The sequence below is a fragment of the Streptomyces sp. NPDC127106 genome (assembly GCF_042677605.1).
In the GTDB taxonomy this organism is placed as follows: domain Bacteria; phylum Actinomycetota; class Actinomycetes; order Streptomycetales; family Streptomycetaceae; genus Streptomyces.
On the sequence record NZ_JBHXTC010000036.1, the window covers coordinates 1 to 20919 of the forward strand.

General features: G+C 70.2%; 18 protein-coding genes and 1 tRNA gene. 9 read left to right on the top strand and 10 right to left on the bottom strand.

Annotated elements, in window-relative coordinates:
* Positions 1-755: hypothetical protein (locus ACFVGY_RS25805; RefSeq protein WP_385681206.1), on the bottom strand; the 755-nt coding region annotated here is incomplete at its 3' end.
* 132 nt (positions 756-887) lie between these two features.
* Here ACFVGY_RS25805 and ACFVGY_RS25810 point away from each other — a divergent pair.
* The 4 genes from ACFVGY_RS25810 (at position 888) to ACFVGY_RS25825 (ending at position 6530) form a co-directional block, all read left to right on the top strand.
* Complete coding sequence (locus tag ACFVGY_RS25810; protein ID WP_385681208.1) at positions 888-1664, top strand: serine protease; 777 nt, start codon at positions 888-890, stop codon at positions 1662-1664.
* A gap of 389 nt (positions 1665-2053) precedes the next feature.
* The gene (locus tag ACFVGY_RS25815) at positions 2054-2374 is read left to right on the top strand and encodes a chorismate mutase (RefSeq protein ID WP_360626747.1); all 321 of its coding nucleotides are present in this window, start codon (positions 2054-2056) and stop codon (positions 2372-2374) included.
* A 35-nt stretch (positions 2375-2409) separates the two neighbouring features.
* Entirely contained in the window at positions 2410-4911 is a 2502-nt protein-coding gene (gene pepN / locus ACFVGY_RS25820) for an aminopeptidase N (protein WP_385681210.1), read from the top strand.
* A 209-nt stretch (positions 4912-5120) separates the two neighbouring features.
* Positions 5121-6530 (top strand): lysine N(6)-hydroxylase/L-ornithine N(5)-oxygenase family protein, encoded by a 1410-nt coding sequence (locus ACFVGY_RS25825; RefSeq protein WP_385681212.1) that lies wholly within the window; start codon positions 5121-5123, stop codon positions 6528-6530.
* Between the two features lie 13 nt (positions 6531-6543).
* Here ACFVGY_RS25825 and ACFVGY_RS25830 read toward each other — a convergent pair whose 3' ends face one another.
* The gene (locus ACFVGY_RS25830; RefSeq protein WP_385681214.1) at positions 6544-8349 is read right to left on the bottom strand and encodes a bifunctional metallophosphatase/5'-nucleotidase; all 1806 of its coding nucleotides are present in this window, start codon (positions 8347-8349) and stop codon (positions 6544-6546) included.
* A 138-nt stretch (positions 8350-8487) separates the two neighbouring features.
* Between ACFVGY_RS25830 and ACFVGY_RS25835 the strand changes: the two genes are divergently transcribed.
* The 3 genes from ACFVGY_RS25835 to ACFVGY_RS25845 all read left to right on the top strand — a co-directional run bounded on the left by ACFVGY_RS25835 (position 8488) and on the right by ACFVGY_RS25845 (position 11654).
* Complete coding sequence (locus ACFVGY_RS25835; RefSeq protein ID WP_385681216.1) at positions 8488-9222, top strand: SIMPL domain-containing protein; 735 nt, start codon at positions 8488-8490, stop codon at positions 9220-9222.
* A gap of 158 nt (positions 9223-9380) precedes the next feature.
* Positions 9381-10808 (top strand): pyruvate kinase, encoded by a 1428-nt coding sequence (gene pyk / locus ACFVGY_RS25840; protein WP_385681218.1) that lies wholly within the window; start codon positions 9381-9383, stop codon positions 10806-10808.
* Between the two features lie 165 nt (positions 10809-10973).
* On the top strand, positions 10974-11654 hold the full coding sequence (locus tag ACFVGY_RS25845; RefSeq protein ID WP_385681220.1) for a hypothetical protein: 681 nt from the start codon (positions 10974-10976) through the stop codon (positions 11652-11654).
* A gap of 9 nt (positions 11655-11663) precedes the next feature.
* Here the strand turns inward: ACFVGY_RS25845 and ACFVGY_RS25850 are convergent, their stop codons facing one another.
* Entirely contained in the window at positions 11664-13265 is a 1602-nt protein-coding gene (locus tag ACFVGY_RS25850) for a TROVE domain-containing protein (RefSeq protein WP_385681222.1), read from the bottom strand.
* 232 nt (positions 13266-13497) lie between these two features.
* Positions 13498-14013, bottom strand: a complete 516-nt coding sequence (locus ACFVGY_RS25855; RefSeq protein WP_385681224.1) for an SgcJ/EcaC family oxidoreductase — start codon at positions 14011-14013, stop codon at positions 13498-13500.
* A gap of 77 nt (positions 14014-14090) precedes the next feature.
* Between ACFVGY_RS25855 and ACFVGY_RS25860 the strand changes: the two genes are divergently transcribed.
* The gene (locus tag ACFVGY_RS25860) at positions 14091-14540 is read left to right on the top strand and encodes a MarR family winged helix-turn-helix transcriptional regulator (protein WP_385681226.1); all 450 of its coding nucleotides are present in this window, start codon (positions 14091-14093) and stop codon (positions 14538-14540) included.
* A gap of 45 nt (positions 14541-14585) precedes the next feature.
* Here ACFVGY_RS25860 and ACFVGY_RS25865 read toward each other — a convergent pair whose 3' ends face one another.
* A complete protein-coding gene (locus tag ACFVGY_RS25865; RefSeq protein ID WP_385681228.1) occupies positions 14586-15320 on the bottom strand; it encodes a transcriptional regulator in 735 nt (244 codons plus the stop codon).
* Positions 15321-15429: 109 nt separating this feature from the next.
* Positions 15430-15504 (bottom strand) — tRNA-Leu (locus tag ACFVGY_RS25870).
* A 99-nt stretch (positions 15505-15603) separates the two neighbouring features.
* On the opposite strand from ACFVGY_RS25870, the gene ACFVGY_RS25875 reads away from it, so the two are divergent.
* Positions 15604-16257: an ANTAR domain-containing response regulator gene (locus ACFVGY_RS25875; RefSeq protein ID WP_385681230.1), complete on the top strand. Its 654-nt coding sequence runs from the start codon at positions 15604-15606 to the stop codon at positions 16255-16257.
* 91 nt (positions 16258-16348) lie between these two features.
* Here ACFVGY_RS25875 and ACFVGY_RS25880 read toward each other — a convergent pair whose 3' ends face one another.
* Genes ACFVGY_RS25880 through ACFVGY_RS25895 form a run of 4 tightly spaced genes read right to left on the bottom strand, consistent with a single transcriptional unit; the run spans position 16349 to position 20815 of the window.
* A complete protein-coding gene (locus ACFVGY_RS25880) occupies positions 16349-17065 on the bottom strand; it encodes an ABC transporter ATP-binding protein (RefSeq protein ID WP_385681232.1) in 717 nt (238 codons plus the stop codon).
* Positions 17062-18144, bottom strand: coding sequence for an ABC transporter ATP-binding protein (locus ACFVGY_RS25885; protein WP_385681314.1), 1083 nt, complete (start codon positions 18142-18144; stop codon positions 17062-17064). The genes ACFVGY_RS25880 and ACFVGY_RS25885 overlap by 4 nt, the downstream gene beginning before the upstream one ends.
* A 5-nt stretch (positions 18145-18149) precedes the next feature.
* A complete protein-coding gene (locus ACFVGY_RS25890; RefSeq protein WP_385681234.1) occupies positions 18150-19877 on the bottom strand; it encodes a branched-chain amino acid ABC transporter permease in 1728 nt (575 codons plus the stop codon).
* 5 nt (positions 19878-19882) lie between these two features.
* On the bottom strand, positions 19883-20815 hold the full coding sequence (locus ACFVGY_RS25895; RefSeq protein ID WP_385428314.1) for a branched-chain amino acid ABC transporter permease: 933 nt from the start codon (positions 20813-20815) through the stop codon (positions 19883-19885).
* Positions 20816-20919 lie beyond the last annotated feature (104 nt).

Genomic DNA, 20919 nt, shown 5'->3' on the forward strand with positions numbered 1-20919 from the left:
GCCCCGCCCGCGCCCGGCCCGGCGGCCGCGGCGGCGCGGCGCTCGCGCGCGTACCGGCGGCGCTCCGCCCCGTCCGCCGCCGCCAGGGGAGCCCGGCGCAGGTCCCGTCCGGCGAGCGCGCGCCCGCGTACGTAGGCCTCGTACGCCTGCGGGCTGGTGAACCGGGCGGACAGGTCCTCGCCCACCAGCAGGGCCCGCTTCGCGAGGACGTACCCGAACTCTTCCGGGGTGAGGTAGCCCAGCTTCTGGTGGCCGAGCGCGTCCTCCCGGTAGGCGTCGAGGAGCAGCCATCCCACGCCCAGCAGGGCGGCCGCGGTGTCGGTGAGGACCTCGTCGTCCGCGGTGGCGGGGAAGCGCAGGCCCAGCCGGTGCAGCAGGACGTGGGTGACCTCGTGGGCCAGGGCCGCGGCCAGGTCGCGGCGATGGGTCCGGAAGCGGTCGTTGACCTCGATGAAGTACTCGGGCCCGGCGGCCAGTTCGACGGTCGCCGCCTCCCGCATCGGCCGGAACGCGACCACCATCCGGGCGTCGGGCAGTCCCAGTGCGGCGACGACGGCGGACGCCACGCGGTGCGCCCCGAGGTGGAGGTCGTCGGCGTCGGTGAAGGCGGCGTCGGCGGGGGAGAGGCTCGCGGCGTACGGCCGGATCCCGTCATCCGGAAGCCGCCGCAGCAGGGCGGTGATCGCCGCGCGGACGGTGGCGAGGTGGGGAAAGCCGTGCTCGACGGGGCTGCCCCGCCTGCGGTGCGCGGTCATGCCGCACCTCCCGACGGCCGCTGTCCGAAAACGGGTCCTTGATGCCCGCACAGCCCCGGGTGTGACATGTACCTGTCATTCACCCAGTGACGCGCACAGCCCAACCCCCCCACGAAAGGCAGTGTGTTCACCGTGTCCAAGACCCTCGGCACCCTCCTGAAGCGCACCCTCGCCGTCGGCGCCGTCGCCCTCGCCGCCACCAGCCTCCAGCCCGGCACCGCCACCGCGTCCCCGAACCCCGTCGTCGGCGGCACCCGCGCCGCCCAGGGCGAGTTCCCCTTCATGGTGCGCCTCTCCATGGGCTGCGGCGGAGCCCTCTACACCCAGCAGATCGTCCTCACGGCCGCCCACTGCGTGAGCGGCTCCGGCAACAACACCTCCATCACCGCCACCGCCGGGGTCGTCGACCTCAACAGCAGCAGCGCCATCAAGGTCAAGTCCACCAAGGTCCTCCAGGCCCCCGGCTACGACGGCCAGGGCAAGGACTGGGCCCTGATCAAGCTGGCCAAGCCGATCAACCTGCCCACCCTCAAGATCGCCGAGACCAAGCAGTACGACAACGGCACCTTCACCGTCGCCGGATGGGGCGCCGCCCGCGAAGGCGGCGCCCAGCAGCGCTACCTGCTCAAGGCCACCGTCCCCTTCGTCTCCGACGCCTCCTGCAAGAGCTCCTACGGCAGCTCCCTCGTCCCCGCCGAGGAGATCTGCGCCGGCTACGCCCAGGGCGGCGTCGACACCTGCCAGGGCGACTCCGGCGGCCCCATGTTCCGCCGCGACGAGAGCAACAACTGGATCCAGGTCGGCATCGTCAGCTGGGGCCAGGGCTGCGCCCGGCCCAACTACCCCGGCGTCTACACCGAGGTCTCGACCTTCGCCTCCGCGATCAAGGCGGCGGCCGCGAACCTCTGACCGGCCCCGGCCCGGGGGGCGCCCCGCACCGGGGCGCCCCCCGGGCGCACACCCCGCACCGGGGCACCCCCGCCCCGCGAACCCCGCGTACCGCCGGGACAGCCCACGCATCGTGATCGCCACCGTCCCTCGGCCTCGGCGCGCACACCCCGCGCACCCTCCACGGTGGAGGACCCGCCTCCCACCGGAAAGACGCCGCCCCCGCCGCCCCGGTTGACAGCCCGCCGCCCCGGCCCCGGCCCCGGCCTCCGGCGCCCGTACCGGCAACGGCAACCGGCGCGTCACCGCCACTGCACCGCACGGCACCGCACCGGCACCTCGGGCCCGCACCGTCTCACCGATCGGCCGGCCGGTCCCCCCGCCCCGGCCGCCACGTATTCTCGGTGACCATGAACAACAGCCACCCCGACGCGCCCGACGCCGACGTCACCGCAGAGCTGGCCCGCCTGCGCGACAGCATCGACAACATCGACGCCGCCGTGGTCCACATGCTCGCCGAACGCTTCAAGTGCACCCAGCAGGTCGGCCACCTCAAGGCCCGCCACCACCTGCCCCCCGCCGACCCGCAGCGAGAGGCCAGCCAGATCGCCCGCCTCCGCCAGCTCGCCGAGAGCGCCAAACTCGACCCGGCCTTCGCCGAGAAGCTCCTCAACTTCATCATCGCCGAAGTGATCCGGCACCACGAGACGATCGCTGCGCGCGAAGACTAGACGGCCAGGGCCCACCCTTCGGGCAGCATGGGCCCATGTCCGCACTGACGCGCAACGAAGCGCAAGCCCGAGCCCGGCTCCTCGACGTCCACCACTACGCCGTCACCCTCGACCTCACCGGCGGCGAGGACGCCTTCGACTCCACCACCACCATCCGGTTCACCGCCCGCACCGCCGGCGACACCTTCGTGGAGCTCAAGCCGGACGAACTGCGCTCGGCCGAACTCGACGGCCACCCCCTCGACCCGGCCACCCTCAGCGGCAACCGCCTCCCCCTCACCGGCCTGGCCGAAGGCCCCCACGAGCTGCGCCTCGACACCCGCATGCGGTACTCCCGCACCGGCGAGGGCCTGCACCGCTTCACCGACCCCGCGGACGGCGAGACCTACGTCTACACCCAGCTGTTCCTCGACGACGTCCAGCGCGTCTTCGCGGCCTTCGACCAGCCCGACCTCAAGGCCGTCTTCGAGTTCACCGTCACCGCCCCCGCCCACTGGACCGTCCTCGCCAACGGCATCACCACCCGCACCGGCGACCGCGACACCGACGGCGCCGGCATCTGGACCTCCGCCCCCACCCCCGTCATCTCCACCTACCTCGCCGCCGTCGCCGCAGGCCCCTGGCACAGCATCCGCACCGAACACGCCGGTCTGCCCTTCGGCATCCACTGCCGCCGCTCCCTCGCCCCGCACCTCGACGCCGACGCCGACGAGATCCTCGCCCTCACCACCGCCTGCTACGACCGCTACCACGAGAAGTTCACCGAGCCCTACCCCTTCGACTCCTACGACCAGGCCTTCGTCCCCGAGTTCAACGCCGGCGCCATGGAGAACCCCGGCCTGGTCACCTTCCGCGACCAGTACGTCTTCCGCTCCGCCGTCACCGACTTCGAACGCCAGCGCCGCGCCATGGTCATCGCCCACGAGATGGCCCACATGTGGTTCGGCGACCTCGTCACCCTCCGCTGGTGGGACGACATCTGGCTCAACGAGTCCTTCGCCGAGTACATGGGCTACCAGACCCTCATCGAAGCCACCCGCTTCACCGGCACCTGGACCGAGTTCGGCATGGAACGCAAGCCCTGGGGCTACGACGCCGACCAGCGGCCGTCCACCCACCCCGTCGCCCCCGACGCCGCAGCCGTCCCCGACACCGACTCCGCCCTCCTCAACTTCGACGGCATCTCCTACGCCAAGGGCGCCTCCGCCCTGCGCCAACTCGTCGCCTGGATCGGCGAGGAGGACTTCCTCGCAGGCATCAACACCCACTTCGCCCGCCACAGGTTCGCCAACGCCTCGCTCGCCGACTTCGTCGACTCCCTCGCCGCCCACACCGACCGCGACGTCCACGCCTGGGCCGACACCTGGCTGCGCACCACCGGCATCGACAGCCTCACCCCCCGCATCGAGGAGGGCCACGGCGGCTGGACCCTCACCGTCGGCCACCACGGCACCCGCCCCCACCACATCGCCGTCGGCCTCTACGACCGCGAACCCGACGGCACCCTCGAAGCCAGGGAAACCCTCACCCTCGACGTCCCCTCCGACGAGGTCCTCTCCGCCGACGGCCCCCGCCCCGCACTCCTCCTCCTCAACGAGGGCGACCTCAGCTACGCCAAGATCCGCCTCGACGCCCCCTCCCTCGACACCGCCCGGCGCAGCCTCTCCGCCCTCCCCGACCCGCTCACCCGCGCCGTCGTCTGGAACTCCCTGCGCGACATGGTCCGCGACGGAGAACTCGACCCCGCCGCCTACCTCGAAACCGCCGAGGCCCACCTGCCCCACGAAGCCGACCTGGCCATCGTCCAGGGCGTCCTCGCCTTCGCCCGCAACGAGATCGCCGACCACTACCTCACCCCCGAGCACCGCCCCGCAGCCCTCGCCGCTATCACCTCCGTCACCCGCGCCCTGCTGCGCCGCACCGAGGACGGCACCGACCCCGGCATGCGCCTCGCCGCCGTACGCGCCCTCATCGACAGCGCCAGCCAGCCCGACACCCTCACCGCCTGGCTCGACGACGACACCGTCCCCGGCGGCCCCGCCCTCGACCCCGAACTGCGCTGGCGCGTCCTCGCCCGGCTCAGCGTCCTCGGCACCGTCGACGAAGCCGCCATCGACGCCGCCCTCGCCGCCGACCCCAGCGCCACCGGCGAGGAAGGCGCCGCCCGCTGCCGCGCCTCCCTGCCCACCGCCGAGGCCAAGGCCACCGCCTGGAACCGCCTCTTCCACGACGACAGCCTGTCCAACTACCTCTTCACCGCCACCGCCCGCGGCTTCTGGCAGCCCGAACAGGCCGACCTCCTCCACGCGTACGTGCCCCGCTACTACCCCGACGCCATCGCCCTGGCCACCCGCCGCGGCCCCGCCATCGCCGCGGCCGCCGCCCACCACGCCTTCCCCGCCCACGCCGTCGACGCCGACCACCTCAAGACCGGCCAGGCCGCCCTCACCGACCCCGACCTCGTCCCCCGCCTCCACCGCGGCCTCACCGACCAGCTCGACGACCTCGCCCGCGCCCTGCGCATCCGCCGACCCTGACCCCGCACCACCGCCCCCGGCACCACACGGCCGCCGCCCCACCCCACAGGGCGGCGGCCGTCCGCGTCCCCGCGACGGTTACCCCATTCGGGTCCGGTCGTTGTACCCGGCGGGTGCCCGGTCCGCCACCGCGGCCACCGCACCTGCGCCGGGCGCCCCCTACCCCAGGGCCGGCCCCCTCCACCCGACCCGTTCCCGAGGACACCCCGATGACCGCACCCCTCGATGCACCCCTCGACCTCGTCGGAATCGGCATCGGCCCCAGCAACCTCTCCCTCGCCGCCCTCGCCCACGGCCTCCCCGCCCAAGGAGCCGGCGAACTCACCACCGCCTTCTACGACCAACGCCGCGACTTCCGCTGGCACCCCGGGCTCCTCCTCGACGGCACCACCCTCCAGGTCCCCTTCCTCGCCGACCTCGTCACCCTCGCCGACCCCGCCAGCCCCTGGACCTTCCTCAACTACCTCAAGCACACGGAGCGGCTCCACCCCTTCTACCTCGCCCAGCAGCTCCACATCCGCAGCGCCGAGTACGACGCCTACTGCCGCTGGGTCGCCGGCCGCCTCCCCGCACTCCACTTCGGCCACCAGGTCGACGCCGTCCGCTGGAACCCCGAACGCGACCTCTTCGAAGTCGACCACACCCGGCTCGACGCCGACGGCGAAGCCGAAGCCCTCGGCCGCACCCACACCCGGCACCTCGCCCTCGGCATCGGCACCGCCCCCTACGTCCCGGACCCCCTGCGCCCCCTCGTCGACGCCCCCGCCGTCCCCGTCATCCACTCCGCCGACTACCTCGACCACCGCACCCGCATCCTCGGCGCCGACCACATCACCGTCATCGGATCAGGCCAGTCCGGAGCCGAGGTCTTCCTCGACCTCCTCCGCGCCCGCCCTGCCGGCCGCGAACGCCTCACCTGGCTCGCCCGCACCCCCTCCTTCGCCCCCAGGGAACACTCCGGGCTCGGCCGCGAACACTTCACCCCCGACTACACCCGCTACTTCCACACCCTCCCCGAACCCGTCCGCGACCAGCTCGTCCCCACCCAATGGCAGCTCCACAAGGGCATCGACCCCGCCACCCTCGCCGCCATCCACCACGAGCTCCACACGCGCACCCTCCACGGAGGCTGGCCCGACACCGTCCTCACCCCCGGAGTCACCGTCCGCACCGCCGGACGCGTCGCCACCACCAAGGTCGAACTCCACCTCGAACACACCCAGCAGGGCACGCGCTCCCGCCTCACCACCGACGCCGTCGTCCTCGCCACCGGCTACCGGGAACGCCCGCTCTCCCGCCTCCTCGCAGGACTCGACCCCTACCTGCGCAAGGACTCCTCCGGACGCCCCCGCATCGACGAACACCACCGCATGGTCCTCGCCCCCAGCATCAGCGGCAGCATCTTCGTCCAGAACGCCGAACGCCACACCCACGGCATCGGAGCCCCCGACCTCGGCCTCACCGCCCGACGCAGCGCCACCATCCTCAACACCCTCACGGGCAAGAACCCCTACCCCGAACCCACCCGCACCGCCTTCACCACCTTCGGCCTCGAACAGCGGGAGCAGCCCCGACCCCGTCCCACGGTCGAACTGCTCCCGCTCGCCGAATGCCCCTGATACCCCGCAGGGATCAGAAGACCGGTACGCCGGCCCGGGTCAGGCGCCAGTCCACCGACGCGAACTGCGACGGGTCGATCGTCCCCTTCGCCTTCACCCACGAAATGATCGTGTTACGGATCTCGTCGGAGTTCGCCCACACCTGCCTCGCCTGCGGCACGTGCGGGAACGCCCCGCCGCCCGCCGCCCGGTAGTTGTTCACCGCCAGCACGAACCGCGCCTGCGGATCCACCGGCTTGCCCTGGAACGACAGCCCCGTGATCCGCGAACCCTTCGGCTGCGCGATGTCGATGTCGTACGCCAGCCCGTACACTGCGTCGTAGTTGTAGTCCGGAACGCCCTCCGCGTTGGTCAGCTTCGCCGGATCCACCGCCGCATCCGGGGCCGTCTGCACGAAGTACCGCGCCGAGTACTCCAGGTAGTCCTTCAGCTGCGCACCCGTCAGCACCCGCGCCTCCAGCGTGTTCTCGAACGGGTACAGCCCCGCCGCGTCCCGCAGCGTCACCTTCCCCGCCGGGATCACCGCCGTCCGCGAGAAGCACGACGCCTGCGACAGCACCGGAAGCGACGCCCACTCCGTACCGGAGAGGGCTCCCTTCACCGTCTCCGCCTGCACGTGGTTGATCAGGTCGATGATCGGCACGTCCTTCACCGGACCGTCCGCCGACGACATCGCCTGCATCGACGTACCGATCACCTGGTTGACGTACTCCACCACCTTGCGGTGCTCGTCCGACAACAGCCGGACGATCTTCGGGTCCTCCTCGACCGTGTTCGAGTTCAGCACCCGCGCCGACACCTTCGCCACCGACCACGAGCCCTTCGCCCACGCCAGCTCGAAGTCGAACAGCGTCAGCCGCTGCCCCCACTTCAGCGGCTCCGACAGCACCACGTCCTTGCCGGTCGCCCTGTTCTTCACCCGGTACTCCGGGATCTCCGTGTGCGCGTGCCCCACCAGGATCGCGTCGATCCCCGGCACCTGCTCCGCCACCAGGCCCGCCGCGTTCTCGATGTACGGCAGCTGGTCACCGTACGAGGACGTACCGCTCGACCCCGAGTGCGCCGACACGATCACCACGTCCGCACCCATCGACCGCAGCTTCGGCACGTACTTCGCCGCCTGCTCCTCCAGCCCCGGGAACGTCATCTTCCCCTGCACATTGGCCTTGTCCCAGATCGCGATGCCCGGGTTCGTCAGACCCAGCACCGCCACCTTCACGTCCCGCCCGTGCGGGGTCCGCAGCCGGTGCATGCTGTACGGCGGGAACGCCGGCTGCAGCGACTTCGCATCCAACGCGTTCGCCCCCAGCAGCGGGAAATCACACTGCTCCTGGAACTTCCGCAGCACCGGAATGCCGTAGTTGAACTCGTGGTTGCCCAGCGCCGCCGCGTCGTAGCCGATCGCGTTCATCGCCTGCGCCATCGGGTGCACCGGACCACGGCGCGCCGTGATCGGGTCCACCTTCGCGTAGTAGTACGACAGCTGCGTGCCCTGGATGGTGTCACCCGCGTCGATGAGCAGCGTGTTGCACCGCCCCTTCTCCGCCCGTACCCGGTTCACCAGCGTCGAGATCTTCGCCAGGCCCACATCGTTGTGCGCCTTGTCGTCGAACTCCTTGTCCGTGAAGTAGTCCCAGTTGAACACGTTCCCGTGCAGATCGGTCGTCCCCATCACCGTGAACGCATACGTCCGCGGCGGCCGGGAACCGGGCTCCGCCGCCGTCGCCGCGGTAGCCGGGCCGGCCGCAGCCCCCGCCAACGCGACGGCCGCACCCGTGGCAGCCGAGGTCCCCAAAAACGTCCTGCGGTCGAACGCCATGCCATCTCCCCTGTTCAGGCGCTGTCTTGAAGTGACGACAACGCGCGTAGATTCTGACTGATCGGTAACAACCGAACCACCCCCCTCCAACATCTCGATCCGATGACCACCGGCCGACAGCAGTGCCACAGTGAACCCATGACCACCACCCACGAGGCACCCCAGCCGGCACCCCACCCCGTCCCCCACCCGCCCTACGGCACCCCCGACACCCCCCGCGTCGCCGTCCGCGGCGAAGCCCTCCTCGAAGTCGACCCCGAAATCGCCCGCATCGGCATCACCGTCAGCGCCCGCGGCACCGACCGACGCACCGCCCTCGAAGACCTCACCCGCCGCAACAACGCCGTCCTCGAACTCGTCAAGACCTACGGCGAAGCCGTCGAGAAAACCGAAACCGGCGCCTTCTCCATCACCCCCGAACTCACCCGCCACGGCCGCGGCGAACGCGTCCGCGCCTACCACGGCCGCGTCCACATCACCGCCGAACTCAGCGACTTCACCGCCCTCGGCGAACTCACCACCCGCCTCGCCGACCTCGAACTCACCCACGTCGACGGCCCCTGGTGGTCCCTGCGCCCCACCTCGCCCGCCCACGGCGAAGCCCGCCGCCAAGCCGTCCTCGAAGCCGTCCAGCGCGCCCGCGAATACGCCGCCGCCCTCGGCGCCGACCTCACCGCCCTCGTGGAACTCGCCGACGAAGGCGCCGAGAACGCCATGCCCTTCACCGCCGCCGCCCCCGCCGGCATGGTCCGCTCCATGGCCTTCGCCGGCACCGAGGAAACCGCCGCCCCGCCCCTCGACCTCGAACCCCAGCGCCAGACCGTCCGCGCCCAGGTCAACGCCCGCTTCACCATGACCCCGCCGCGGCTCTGAACCGAGCCCCGGAAACACCTGCACAACCCACCCGTGGGGGTGCTCATCGGAGCACCCCCACGCACATTCAACAATTGTCAACAACCCTTCAACCGAAGGTTGTTGGGCGGACACCAGGACCCCACTCCCTACCCCCCGGTAGGGCATACGCTCCCCCCATGCGCCGAGCAAAAATCGTCTGCACCCTGGGCCCCGCCACCGACTCCTACGACCGCATCAAAACCCTGGTCGAAGCCGGAATGGACATCGCCCGCCTCAACCTCAGCCACGGCACCTACGCCGAACACGAGGAGCGCTACCTCCGCGTACGCAAGGCCTCCGAGGAGACCGGCCGCAGCGTCGGCGTCCTCGTCGACCTTCAAGGCCCGAAGATCCGACTCGGACGCTTCGCCGAAGGACCCGTACTCCTTGAACGCGGCGACACCTTCACCATCACCACCGAACACACCCCCGGCGACCGCCACACCTGCAGCACCACCTACGGCGGACTCGCCACCGACGTCAGCCCCGGCGAACGCATCCTCGTCGACGACGGCCGCGTCACCCTCGAAGTCACCACCATCGACGGCCCCCGCATCCACACCCACGTCATCGAAGGCGGCATGGTCTCCGACCACAAGGGACTCAACCTCCCCGGAGTCGCCGTCTCCGTCCCCGCCCTCTCCGACAAGGACACCGAAGACCTCCGCTGGGCCCTGCGCACCGGCGCCGACGTCATCGCACTCTCCTTCGTCCGCACCGGCCGCGACATCGAAGACGTCCACCGCATCATGGACGAAGAAGACCGACGCCTCCCCGTCATCGCCAAGATCGAAAAACCCCAAGCCGTCGACAACATCGACGCCATCGTCGCCGCCTTCGACGGCATCATGGTCGCCCGCGGCGACCTCGGCGTCGAAATGCCCCTCGAACACGTCCCCATCGTCCAAAAGCGCGCCATCAAACTCGCCAAGCGCAACGCCAAGCCGGTCATCGTCGCCACCCAGATGCTCGACTCGATGATCGAAAACTCCCGGCCCACCCGCGCCGAAGCCTCCGACGTCGCCAACGCCGTCATCGACGGCACCGACGCCGTCATGCTCTCCGGCGAAACCAGCGTCGGCAAACACCCCGTCGAAACCGTCCGCACCATGTCCCGCATCGTCGAAGCCGCCGAACAGGACATCCTCGCCAAGGGCCTCCCCCCGCTCACCGAAACCAACAAGCCCCGCACCCAAGCCGGAGCCGTCGCCCGCGCAGCCGCCGAAATCGGCGACTTCCTCGGCGCCAAGTTCCTCGTCGCCTTCACCCAGAGCGGCGACACCGTCCGCCGACTCTCCCGCTACCGCTCACCCATCCCCCTCCTCGCCTTCACCCCCGACCCCGCCACCCGCTCCCAGCTCAACCTCACCTGGGGCACCGAAACCTTCCTCGGCCCCCACGTCGACTCCACCGACGCCATGGTCGCCCAGGTCGAGGAAGAACTCCTCCGCATCGGCCGCTGCGTACCCGGCGACACCGTCGTCATCACCGCCGGCTCACCCCCCGGCGTCAGCGGCTCCACCAACCTCGTCCGCGTCCACCACATCGGCGACGCCGTCCGCTGACCCACGCCACTTGCACGCCCCCGCCCCACGAAGGCGGGGGCGTTCCCGTACCCATACCCGCCCCGCCCCGCGCATACCGAACCGACCACACTCCACCGGAATCCCTGCGTCACCACCCCCGCACCCGGCACAATCCCCGACGTCCCCCCACCCTTGGAGGAGCCGGTGTCACAGCAGGAAATCCCCATCACCCTCACCCCCCAGCAGGCCGCCGCCGGCGTCGTCATCACCCTCCCCCTCCAAAACGGCACCACCGCCGACCTCCGCGTCCCACCCGCACGCGACGGCCAACTCGTCCGCGCCCAACTCGGCACCACCGAAGTCCTCCTCCGCGTGCGCATAGCCGGCGCCCCCGCACCGAAGAAGCCCAACCCTTCGGGCTGCCTGGTGGGCGTCCTCATCGCGGCAGGCCTGATCGCCGGCATCGTCGCCCTCACCAACAACGACGACTCGGACACCACTGCGACCGGCAGCCGCCCCACCCCCACCCGCTCGGCACCCTCCTGGTCACCCGCCCCGCTCCCCACCCTCAACCTCCCCGGCGCCGGCGCCCCCACCAGCGCAGCCCCCGAGCCCAGCCCCTACGACGAGGGCACCTGCCTCAACGGCACCCTCCCCGACTCCACCACCGCCACCCGCGTCAACAACGTCGACGAAGTCCCCTGCTCCGCCTCCGACGCCCACTACCGCGTCATCCAGCGCTTCTCCTTCACCTCCGACATGAACCGCTGCGACGCCAACCCCAAAACCCAGTACGCCTTCTCCCACCGCTACACCCGCAACGGCGTCCCCATCAACGAATACGTCTACTGCCTCGTCGGCATCGGCTCCTACGCCCGCCCCTGACCGTGCCGATCAGACCGACGGGGCATCCCACGGCCAAGCGGCCTCCCGCCCGGCCTCGATGAGACCGACCATCCGGAACGCGGCATCCGTCAGACCACCGAAGGTGTACCGGCGGGGACCCGCCGGCCCATGCGCAGGCCGGTACCCCGCCAGGTTCCACGTATAGACCGGAACACCGGCCGGAACCGGGTCGGCCGGGCCGCGCGGCCCGTGGGGCGCAGCCTGCTCATCGGTGACGATCAGGACCCGGTCGTGCTCCCGGTAATGCGACCGCACCGCCCTCGTGGTCTCAGTACCCCCGAGACCGTGGAACCGTTTCAGCACATCGAGCACCGGCTCACCCGGCTCGAACGGCACCGCCCGGCTGCCCCAACCGAACTCCACCAGATCCGCCCCCTCGGCCCGCATGGCCAGAGCCGCACCGAACACGGCCGCAGCATCCGCCCGAGTCAGCTCGGACCGCTCGGACACAGCGTCCCAGAACATCGAATCGGACCGGTCCACCAGAATCAGCGTCCGACCGGGCAGGGACGGCACATTGCCCAGGGAATGCCCCAGCGCCCGCTCCAACGCGGCCGCCCAGCGCTGCGACGGCGCATGCTGATGGGCAGCGAGGTAGCGGAAGGGGAACTGCCGGGACCGGGCCACCTCAGAGGCATCCGAAAGCCGCGCGGCAACCCCGGCCGCGACCTCGTCCGACACCCCCGCCTCGTCGAAATTCCGCAGGTTCCGCAGCAGCGCCATCGACCCCATGGAAGGAATCACGGCCTCCCACGCAGCGGCATCCATCGGCCCGTGAAGCCAGCCCGCCAACGCCTCCCACGTCACCCCCGCCGCAGCCAGCCGCTCGGATCCCCCCGCCCCCGTCACCACAGCCCGCCGCAGATCACCAGCCATCTCCATCAACGCCCGATGCGCGGTCAGCAGACGGTCGGAAACCGGCGGAACCGCCCGCTCCGGGTGGTGCCGGCGGTCCAGGGCATACCGGAAGAGCGCCCCCTGCCACGGCTTGTCCGGGTCGGGGGAGGCATGCACCACATTGAGCACATCACCGAAGCGGAAAGCCTTGGACGCGGTGTCGTACTTGAGCAGCGACCGGGACGTGTACAGCCGGCGCACACCGTCCGCGATACCCCGCTTCACGGGCTGCGGCACGTTCCGCCCGTACACCGAGACCCAGTAGGCGAGCAACTCGCCGGGCTCGTCGGCACGCTGGAGCACCGAGTCGATCACGGACCGGTTGGACGGACCTACGGACGCCCCGGCCTCCAGCCTGGCCCGCACGTACGCGGCGGCGCCCACCAGGGACGCCGTGCGCATGTTGCCCTCACCGCGAAGCCAACGCAGCAGACCGGCCGTCCACACGGGATCCCGGACGGCGAGTTCACCGACGAGCCGAACATACCGGTCGTCCCGCTCCGCGCCGCTCTCGTAGAACGTCCGCTGCGTGACGAAGTTGCCGACGGCAAGGAGGAAGAGCTCCTGCCGAGGCTCCCGGACGAAGCCCGCGCCGCCCCCATAAGTTCGCAACCCCGGCCAGGCGGGCCCGTACCGGAGCTGTGGCGGAGGCAGGGAACGGGCGGCCGCCGAAACATACGGGGCCACGAGCATCTCGGACCAGACCTTCGAGACGCGCGGGGTATAACGAGGCAGCGAATCCCCCCGGATTCAAAGAACAGAACAGCCCGCCCAAAGAGCTGACGGGTCAGAACGACCGCGCCTGCCGAGATCCAAGGGGGCGGCGGCGTCACTTGGTTGTCAGAAGGAAGTAGCCGCAGCCGAGCGCATCGCCAGGCACGATCGCAACGCCAACCTACAAACCGACCGGCCCGCACACCACTGATTAAACGCAGGGCGGGGAGGTCTGCGCGATGCCGGGAGCGGGGCGGCCCACGCCCAGGCGTCGGCTGATCCGGCTCATCGCCTGCGACATGCGGGACGGGAAGGCGTCGGGGTCGGGGACGGTCACCGGCCGCACGCGACCATTGTGGAGAGCGGAGATCCGCCAGCCCTGCTCGGTGCGGACGACCACGAGGGTCTGCCGGGACAGGCGTCGCTTGGGCAGCTCGGACCGCCACGGCATCAGCACCGATGCCGTGCCGTGCACGACGGCGACGTCCGCGGTGACGTGGCGGATCGCCTCCAGGTCGCCGACGAGCGACGAGCCCGCCAACACGCCGCGGAAGAGCCGGTCGTGGTTGTCCTGGAGGGCCGGTCGGCCGGTCGCGCGGGTGCCGTCGTAGGAGACGTAGTCGGCGTCGGCAGTGAAGCAGGCGCCGAAGGCGGCGGCATCGTTGTCGGTCCACGCCTGCATGAACTGCTTGAACAACTGCGCGATCTGCTCGTCGCTGGTAGGCATGACGTCCTCCCGGAGCTATCATTTCGGCTGTCGAACCTTACGCTAACAGAAAGATTCGAATGTCGAAAGATGATGGCGTGGCCAAGGTAGCCGTACGGATGAGGCAGCTCCAGCAGAGCTTCGACGCCTTCGACGAAGCGGCCGCGACCCTGCTGCGGCTGAACCGCACCGACCTGCGCTGCCTGGACCTGATCCTGGCCAAGGACCCGATGTCGGCCGGAGAACTCACCAGCGCGGCCAAGCTCAGCCCGGCGGCGACGACAACCGCCATCGACCGCCTCGAACGAGCGGGCTTCGTCACCCGCAGCCGGGACGCCGCCAACCGGCGGCGCGTTCTGGTCGCCGCCACCGAGGCAGCCCGCGCCGCCGAGCGGCAGGTGTACGGCCCCCTCGGCGAGGCCGGGACATCGGCACTCCGGCGCTACACCGAAGAACAGCTCGCCGTGATCATCGACTTCCTGGAGACGGCCCGCCAGGTCCAGGAAGAGCAGACGGCACGCCTCAAGGGGCTGCCAGCCCGCGAATGAACGCGGGCATCAGCGGGATTCGGCATGTCCGGCTCGCCGTCGAATCTAGTGCTTCGGCCCGACGTGGAGGTCCATGAGCACCACGGACTCCTTGCGGGCGACGGAGATGTTGTGCTGGTTGGCGCGGGTCCAGCCCACGCCGAGGCGGTCCAGGGTGGTCGTGAGGAGGGCGGTGATGTCCGACGACTTGTTCGTGAAGAAGTAGCGGGGGTACTCGTACCGCTTGCCGTTGCGGACGGTCCAGTTGGTGGTTCTGCAGCCGTCGGAGTGGATCAGGCCCCGGACGAAGGCCCAGGGGTGGGCGTCAACCAGAGCCTGCTGCCAGGGCCGCAGGTGTATCCGGCGGTCGTGCTTCTTGCCTGGCCCGTGTTGTGGGAACAGGCACGTCCAGTGGTTTCCGTAGCTGGTCACGGCCACACAGCCTTGCCGCTGCAGAAAATAAACCCGGTTGTCCGGGCGGACGGCGGTGATCGCGGCCCGGCACAGTTCGATCAGGCCCGGCCAGGCGTCGGCGCAGGCGATGCGCAGGTGATGTCCCCCGCGTGGGTGGGGGCTGATGCAGCCGTCACCCAAGTAGAGGCCGAGCAGATAGACGTAGGCCTCCTGGTCGGCGGGGCCGGAGCACTCGGCACTCCGCACCATGCGGGGGAGCGGTTCGATGCGGATCTGCCAGGCGCGCAGTGCGGAACGGGAGACGCCCGTCTCTGCGCTGACCGAATTCAGGCTCCGGCCTTGCGCCACCAGTGCGAGCGCCTGTCGGCGGGTCGCCATGTCGTACATGCAGGCGACAGTGACTCAAGAAAGCGGCCCGGATGGCGTAAACGTGGGGCTTTCGCTGGAATGGGTGATGGTCGCGGATTATCACGCGACCATGGAACTTAAGGAAAAGTGCCCCGGGTCGGACTCGAACCGACACTGTATGGGTTTTGAATCCATCGCCTGCTGCCAATTGGGCTACCGGGGCCCAACGAATCGAAGGTTACCCCCGACCCGCTGCGTGTCCACCTTACCGCAGCTAGGTAGGCTCGGGGGAGCTTGTCTGCCCCGCATCGAGGAGCCCACCGTGACCGCCGAGCACGAGTCGACGCCCACGCCCGACGCCGACCAGTCGCACGTTCCGCCGCTGACGACGCGCGTCGTCATCGCCGAGGACGAGGCGCTCATCCGTCTCGACCTCAAAGAGATGCTGGAGGAAGAGGGCTACTCGGTGGTCGGCGAGGCCGGAGACGGACAAGCGGCCGTCGAGCTGGCCCGTGAGCACCGGCCCGACCTCGTCATCCTCGACGTGAAGATGCCCGTCCTGGACGGGATCTCCGCCGCGGAGAAGATCGCTCAGGAGTCCATCGCGCCGGTCCTGATGCTGACCGCGTTCTCGCAGCGCGACCTGGTCGAGCGGGCCCGGGACGCCGGGGCCATGGCGTACCTGGTGAAGCCGTTCAGCAAGAGCGACGTGGTGCCGGCCATCGAGATGGCGGTCTCCCGTTTCGCGGAGCTGCGTGCGCTGGAGAAGGAGGTCGCGGACCTCTCCCAGCGGCTGGAGACCCGGAAGCTGGTGGACCGGGCGAAGAGCATCCTGCAGACGCAGTACGGGCTGACGGAGCCGGCGGCGTTCCGGTGGATCCAGAAGACGTCGATGGACCGGCGCATGTCGATGCAGCAGGTCGCGGAGGCGGTCATCGAGGACGCCGAGGAGAAGAAGAACGCCTCCAAGGGGTAGTCCCCGAACGCCGCGTGCGCGCGGCAACGCGTGAGGCCCGCCACCGGGTTCCGGTGGCGGGCCTCACGCGTCGTGCGGTGTGCGGCGGGGGTCAGTCCTCGCCGAGGTAGGCCTTGCGGACCTCCTCGTCGTGGAGGAGTTCCTGGCCGGTGCCCGAGAGCACGATCTTGCCGATCTCCATCACGTGGGCCTGGTCGGCCAGCGAGAGGGCGGCCTGGGCGTTCTGCTCGACGAGCAGGATGGTGGTGCCCGTGGACTTGAGCTCGGCGATGGTGGCCATGATCTTGTGCATCATCAGCGGGGACAGACCCATGGAGGGCTCGTCCAGCATGAGGAGCTTGGGGCGGGACATGAGGGCCCGTCCCATGGCGAGCATCTGCTGCTCACCGCCCGAGAGGGTGCCGGCGGCCTGCTTGCGGCGTTCGCCCAGGATGGGGAACATCTCGTAGGCGCGCTGGATGTCCTTCTCGATGCCCTCCTTGTCGCTGCGGAGGAAGGCTCCGAGCTGGAGGTTCTCGGCGATCGTCAGCCGGGGGAAGATGTGGCGTCCCTCGGGGGAGTGGGCGAGGCCCAGGGAGACGATCTTGTGGGCGGGAACGGAGCCCAGGGGCTGGCCGTCGAAGGTGATGCTGCCGGAGCGGGGCTTGATGAGTCCGGACAGGGTGCGCAGGGTGGTCGTCTTGCCGGCGCCGTTGGTGCCGACGAGGCAGACGATCTGGCCCTCTTCGACGGTGAAGGAGATGCCCTTGACGGCTTCGATCTTGCCGTAGGCCACCTTGAGGTCGTTGACCTCGAGGAGTGCGGTCACTTGGCTTCTCCGTCCTTGCTGGTGGTGCTGTCCGCGGCTGCCGCCTCGGCGTCGGCGTCGGCGGCCGGGGCGGGGGCGTCCGGGGTGTCGGCCTCCGTCTCCGTCTCCGTCTCGGTCTCCGTCGCCTCGGTCGTGTCGGCTTCCGTGGTGTCGGCGGCTTCCGTCGCCTCGGTCTCCGTGGCCTCGTCGGTCTCCGTGGCCTCGGCGTCCGCCGTGTCGGCGGCCGGCTCGGCGTCGGCCTCGGCGGCCTCGACCTCGGCGGTCGGGGGCTCGAAGGGTTCGCCCAGGTAGGCGGCGATGACGCGCTCGTCGCCCTGGACCTCGGCGGCGGTGCCCTCGATGAGCTTCTCGCCCTGGACGAGGCAGGCGACGCGGTCGCAGAGGTTGAAGATGAACCGCATGTCGTGCTCGATGACGAGGACGGCGATGCCCTTGTCGCGGATGGCGAAGATGAGCTCTTCCGCGGCGCGGGTTTCCTGCGGGTTCATGCCGGCGGTGGGCTCGTCGAGGAGCAGGAGGCCGGGGTCGCTGGCGAGGGCGCGGGCGATTTCGAGCTTGCGCTGCTCGCCGTAGGGGAGGTTCTTCGCCAGGTGCTGGGCCTTGTGCTCCAGGCCGATGAACTCGAGGAGTTCCATGGCGCGGGCCTCGGAGGCGGCTTCGGCCTTCTTGAAGCCGGGGCCGCGCAGGAGGGCGGACCAGAGGCCTTCCTTGGTGCGGGTGTGGCGTCCGACGAGGACGTTCTCCAGCACGGTCATGTTGGAGAAGAGCCGGATGTTCTGGAAGGTGCGGGCGATGCCTGCCTTGGTGACCAGGTGCGGCTTGGGCGGCAGGACGGTGCCCTTGTAGCTGACGGTGCCCTCGGTGGGGACGTACAGGCCGGTGAGGCAGTTGAAGAAGGTGGTCTTGCCGGCGCCGTTGGGGCCGATGAGACCGACGATCTCGCCGGAGTTGACCTGGAGGTCGACGCCCTTGACGGCGGTGAGGCCGCCGAAGCGCATGGTGACGCCGCGGGCTTCGAGGACCGTCTCGCCGGCCGGGGCGGCGGCGGGCTTGGTGGTGGTGTCGGTGGTGGTCGTCATGGTGTTCACGCACCCGCCTTGGCCGTGGCCAGGTCGGTGGGAGCCTGGTCGGCGGTGTCGTCGTGGTACTCGAGCTGTGCGCGCTTGTCGGCGATGAGGCCTTCGGGGCGCAGGCGCATGAGCAGGATAAGGGCGATGCCGAATCCGAGGAGCTGGTAGTCCTGGAGGAACTGGAGCTTCGCGGGGATCAGGAAGAGGAGTGCGGAGCCGAGGATGGGTCCGCGGATGGTTCCCATGCCGCCGAGGATGACGGCGGCGAGGAGGAACGCGGAGTTGGGGGGTACGGGTCCGGCGAAGACGTAGTTCTCGGGGACGACCGTGGTGTTGACGTGGGCCTGGACGGTGCCGGCGAGGCCGGCGAGGGTGGCGCCGAGGGCGAAGGCGATGAGCTTGACGCGGAAGCCGTTGATGCCCATGGCTTCGGCGGCGGTCTCGTCCTCGCGGATGGCGATCCAGGCGCGTCCGATGCGGCTGTTGCCGGCGCGGGCGAAGACCAGGATGACCAGGGCCATGACCAGCAGCATCAGGAGGTAGTAGTTGGCGTAGGCGCCGAGGGTGATGCCGAGGACGTTGTGGGCTTCCCCGAAGTTCCACCCGAAGAGTTCGAGGTGGGGGATGTTGGGGATGCCGTTGGGGCCGTTGGTGACCTGGGGGCCGGAGGTGCCGTCGAGGTTGCCCATGGCGATGCGGAAGATTTCTCCGAAGCCGAGGGTGACGATGGCGAGGTAGTCGCCGCGCAGGCGGAGGGTCGGGGCGCCGATGACGACGCCGAAGACCAGGGAGGCGAGGGCGCCGACGATGACGGCGGCCCAGAAGGGGAGGTGGAGGCCGAAGGCGGAGGCGGTGCTTCCGGAGACCAGGGCGGCGGTGTAGGCGCCGACGCCGAGGAAGGCGACGTAGCCGAGGTCGAGGAGGCCGGCGAGGCCGACGACGACGTTGAGGCCGAGGGCGACGGTCGCGAAGATCAGGATGTTGACCGCGATGAGGGTGTAGGTGTCGCCGCTCTGCTGGATGAAGGGGAAGCCGATGAAGGCGGCCGCGGTCGCGATGACGGCGACCTGGCGGTGGTTCGCGGTGATCTCGGCGAAGCGGTCGGTGACACCGGACTTGATGAGGCCGGTGGCGGCGAGGCTGACCGTGATCAGGTACGCGATGAAGAGCTGCGGTTCCTTGTCGTCGGTGTCGATGCCGAAGGTGATCACGAAGAGGCCGAGGGCGTAGACGCCGACGATGATCAGGATTTCGGCCCAGGAGGGCAGCTTCGTGGTGGTGGCGGCGGCCTTGCGGGTGTCGTCGGTGAGCTTGAACGCGGCGAGGGCCGGGATCAGGGAGCCGACGAGGGCGAGGTAGGCGCCGGGTTCGAGGTGGACGATGCCGCCGAGTTCGACGGAGATGGCGGCGGCGGTGAACCAGGTGGTGGCTGCCGCGGCGAGGGCGAGGAACCGCAGGGCCTTCGTGGTGCCCTTGGGGGCGAGCCAGCCGAGGCCCTTGGTGCCCAGGGCGGAGAGGGCGTAGAGGGCGGTGAGCAGGGCGCCGACGAGGCTGAGCATCTGGAGGGGCGCCGGGTACCCGTAGAGGGTGAGGTTGCCGGGGAAGGCGTCGGTCCACGTCCAGGCGAGGAAGGCGCTGATGACGGTGAGGAGGGAGCCGCCGGTGATGGCGTACAGCAGGGTGGTGCTGTTGTTGCTCTCCTCTGCCGCGGTGGGGCTGAGGGTGGCTTCGTTGGTGGTCATGGTTCTCACGCCCGATCCGTGACGCGCTGGCCGAGCAGGCCTTGGGGCCGCACGAGGAGGACGACGATGAGGAGTACGAAGGCCCAGACGTTGGACCAGGCGCCACCGCCGAGCTGCTGCATGCCGGGGATCTCTTCGATGTAGGCGATCGAGAGGGATTCGGCGAGTCCGAGGACGACGCCGCCGACCATGGCGCCGTAGATGTTTCCGATGCCGCCGAGGACGGCGGCGGTGAAGGCCTTGAGTCCGAGGATGAAGCCCATCTCGAAGTTGATCTGGCCCTTGTCGACGCCGTAGGCGACGGCGGCGACGGCGGCGAACGCGGCACCGATGGCGAAGGCCATGACGATGATGCGGTCGGTGTTGATGCCCATGAGCTTGGCGGTGTCGGGGTCCTGCGCGGTGGCCTGCATGGCGCGGCCGCTGCGGCTCTTGGAGACGAAGACGCCGAGGGCGAGCATGCAGAGCGGGGCGAGGGCCAGGACGAAGGCGTCCGCGCGCTGGATGGCGAGGTTGTCGGTGATCTGGAACGCCTTGCCGGTGAACTCGGGGAAGCTCACTGCCTTCTTGGCGTCCGGGTAGAACTGCCAGACGAGCTGCTGGAGCGCGATCGAGAGGCCGATGGCGGTGATGAGGGGTGCCAGGCGGGGGGCGCTGCGCAGTGGCCGGTAGGCGAAGCGTTCCGCCGCGGTCGCCACGGCGACGGAGGCGAGGGCGCCTCCGAGGATCATGAGGGGTATCGCCACCAGGAGCGAGGTTCCGCTCGGGAGTGCGGTGTAGGTGGTGAGGGCGCCGAAGCCCCCGATCATGAAGATCTCGCCGTGGGCGAAGTTGATGAGCTGGACGATGCCGTAGACCATGGTGTACCCGATGGCGATGAGGCCGTAAAGGGCACCGAGGGCAAGGCCGTTGGCCAGCTGTTGCGGCAGTTCGTGCACCGCAGGGCCTCCGATGTGCGTGTCGGATAAGAGTCCGGGGGGGGGGGGGGGGGGGTGGCGGGCGGCGGCGGGGGGGGTGTTGTGGGTGGTGTGGTGGGCTATAA

Coding starts and splice junctions, on each gene's coding strand:
- ACFVGY_RS25855 (WP_385681224.1), bottom strand. CDS start 14,013: ATGCCTACCAGCGACGAGCAGATCGCGCAGTTGTTCAAGCAGTTCATG.
- ACFVGY_RS25830 (WP_385681214.1), bottom strand. CDS start 8,349: ATGGCGTTCGACCGCAGGACGTTTTTGGGGACCTCGGCTGCCACGGGT.
- ACFVGY_RS25825 (WP_385681212.1), top strand. CDS start 5,121: ATGACCGCACCCCTCGATGCACCCCTCGACCTCGTCGGAATCGGCATC.
- ACFVGY_RS25890 (WP_385681234.1), bottom strand. CDS start 19,877: ATGACCACCAACGAAGCCACCCTCAGCCCCACCGCGGCAGAGGAGAGC.
- pepN (WP_385681210.1), top strand. CDS start 2,410: ATGTCCGCACTGACGCGCAACGAAGCGCAAGCCCGAGCCCGGCTCCTC.
- ACFVGY_RS25885 (WP_385681314.1), bottom strand. CDS start 18,144: ATGACGACCACCACCGACACCACCACCAAGCCCGCCGCCGCCCCGGCC.
- ACFVGY_RS25865 (WP_385681228.1), bottom strand. CDS start 15,320: ATGTACGACATGGCGACCCGCCGACAGGCGCTCGCACTGGTGGCGCAA.
- ACFVGY_RS25815 (WP_360626747.1), top strand. CDS start 2,054: ATGAACAACAGCCACCCCGACGCGCCCGACGCCGACGTCACCGCAGAG.
- ACFVGY_RS25835 (WP_385681216.1), top strand. CDS start 8,488: ATGACCACCACCCACGAGGCACCCCAGCCGGCACCCCACCCCGTCCCC.
- pyk (WP_385681218.1), top strand. CDS start 9,381: ATGCGCCGAGCAAAAATCGTCTGCACCCTGGGCCCCGCCACCGACTCC.
- ACFVGY_RS25850 (WP_385681222.1), bottom strand. CDS start 13,265: ATGCTCGTGGCCCCGTATGTTTCGGCGGCCGCCCGTTCCCTGCCTCCG.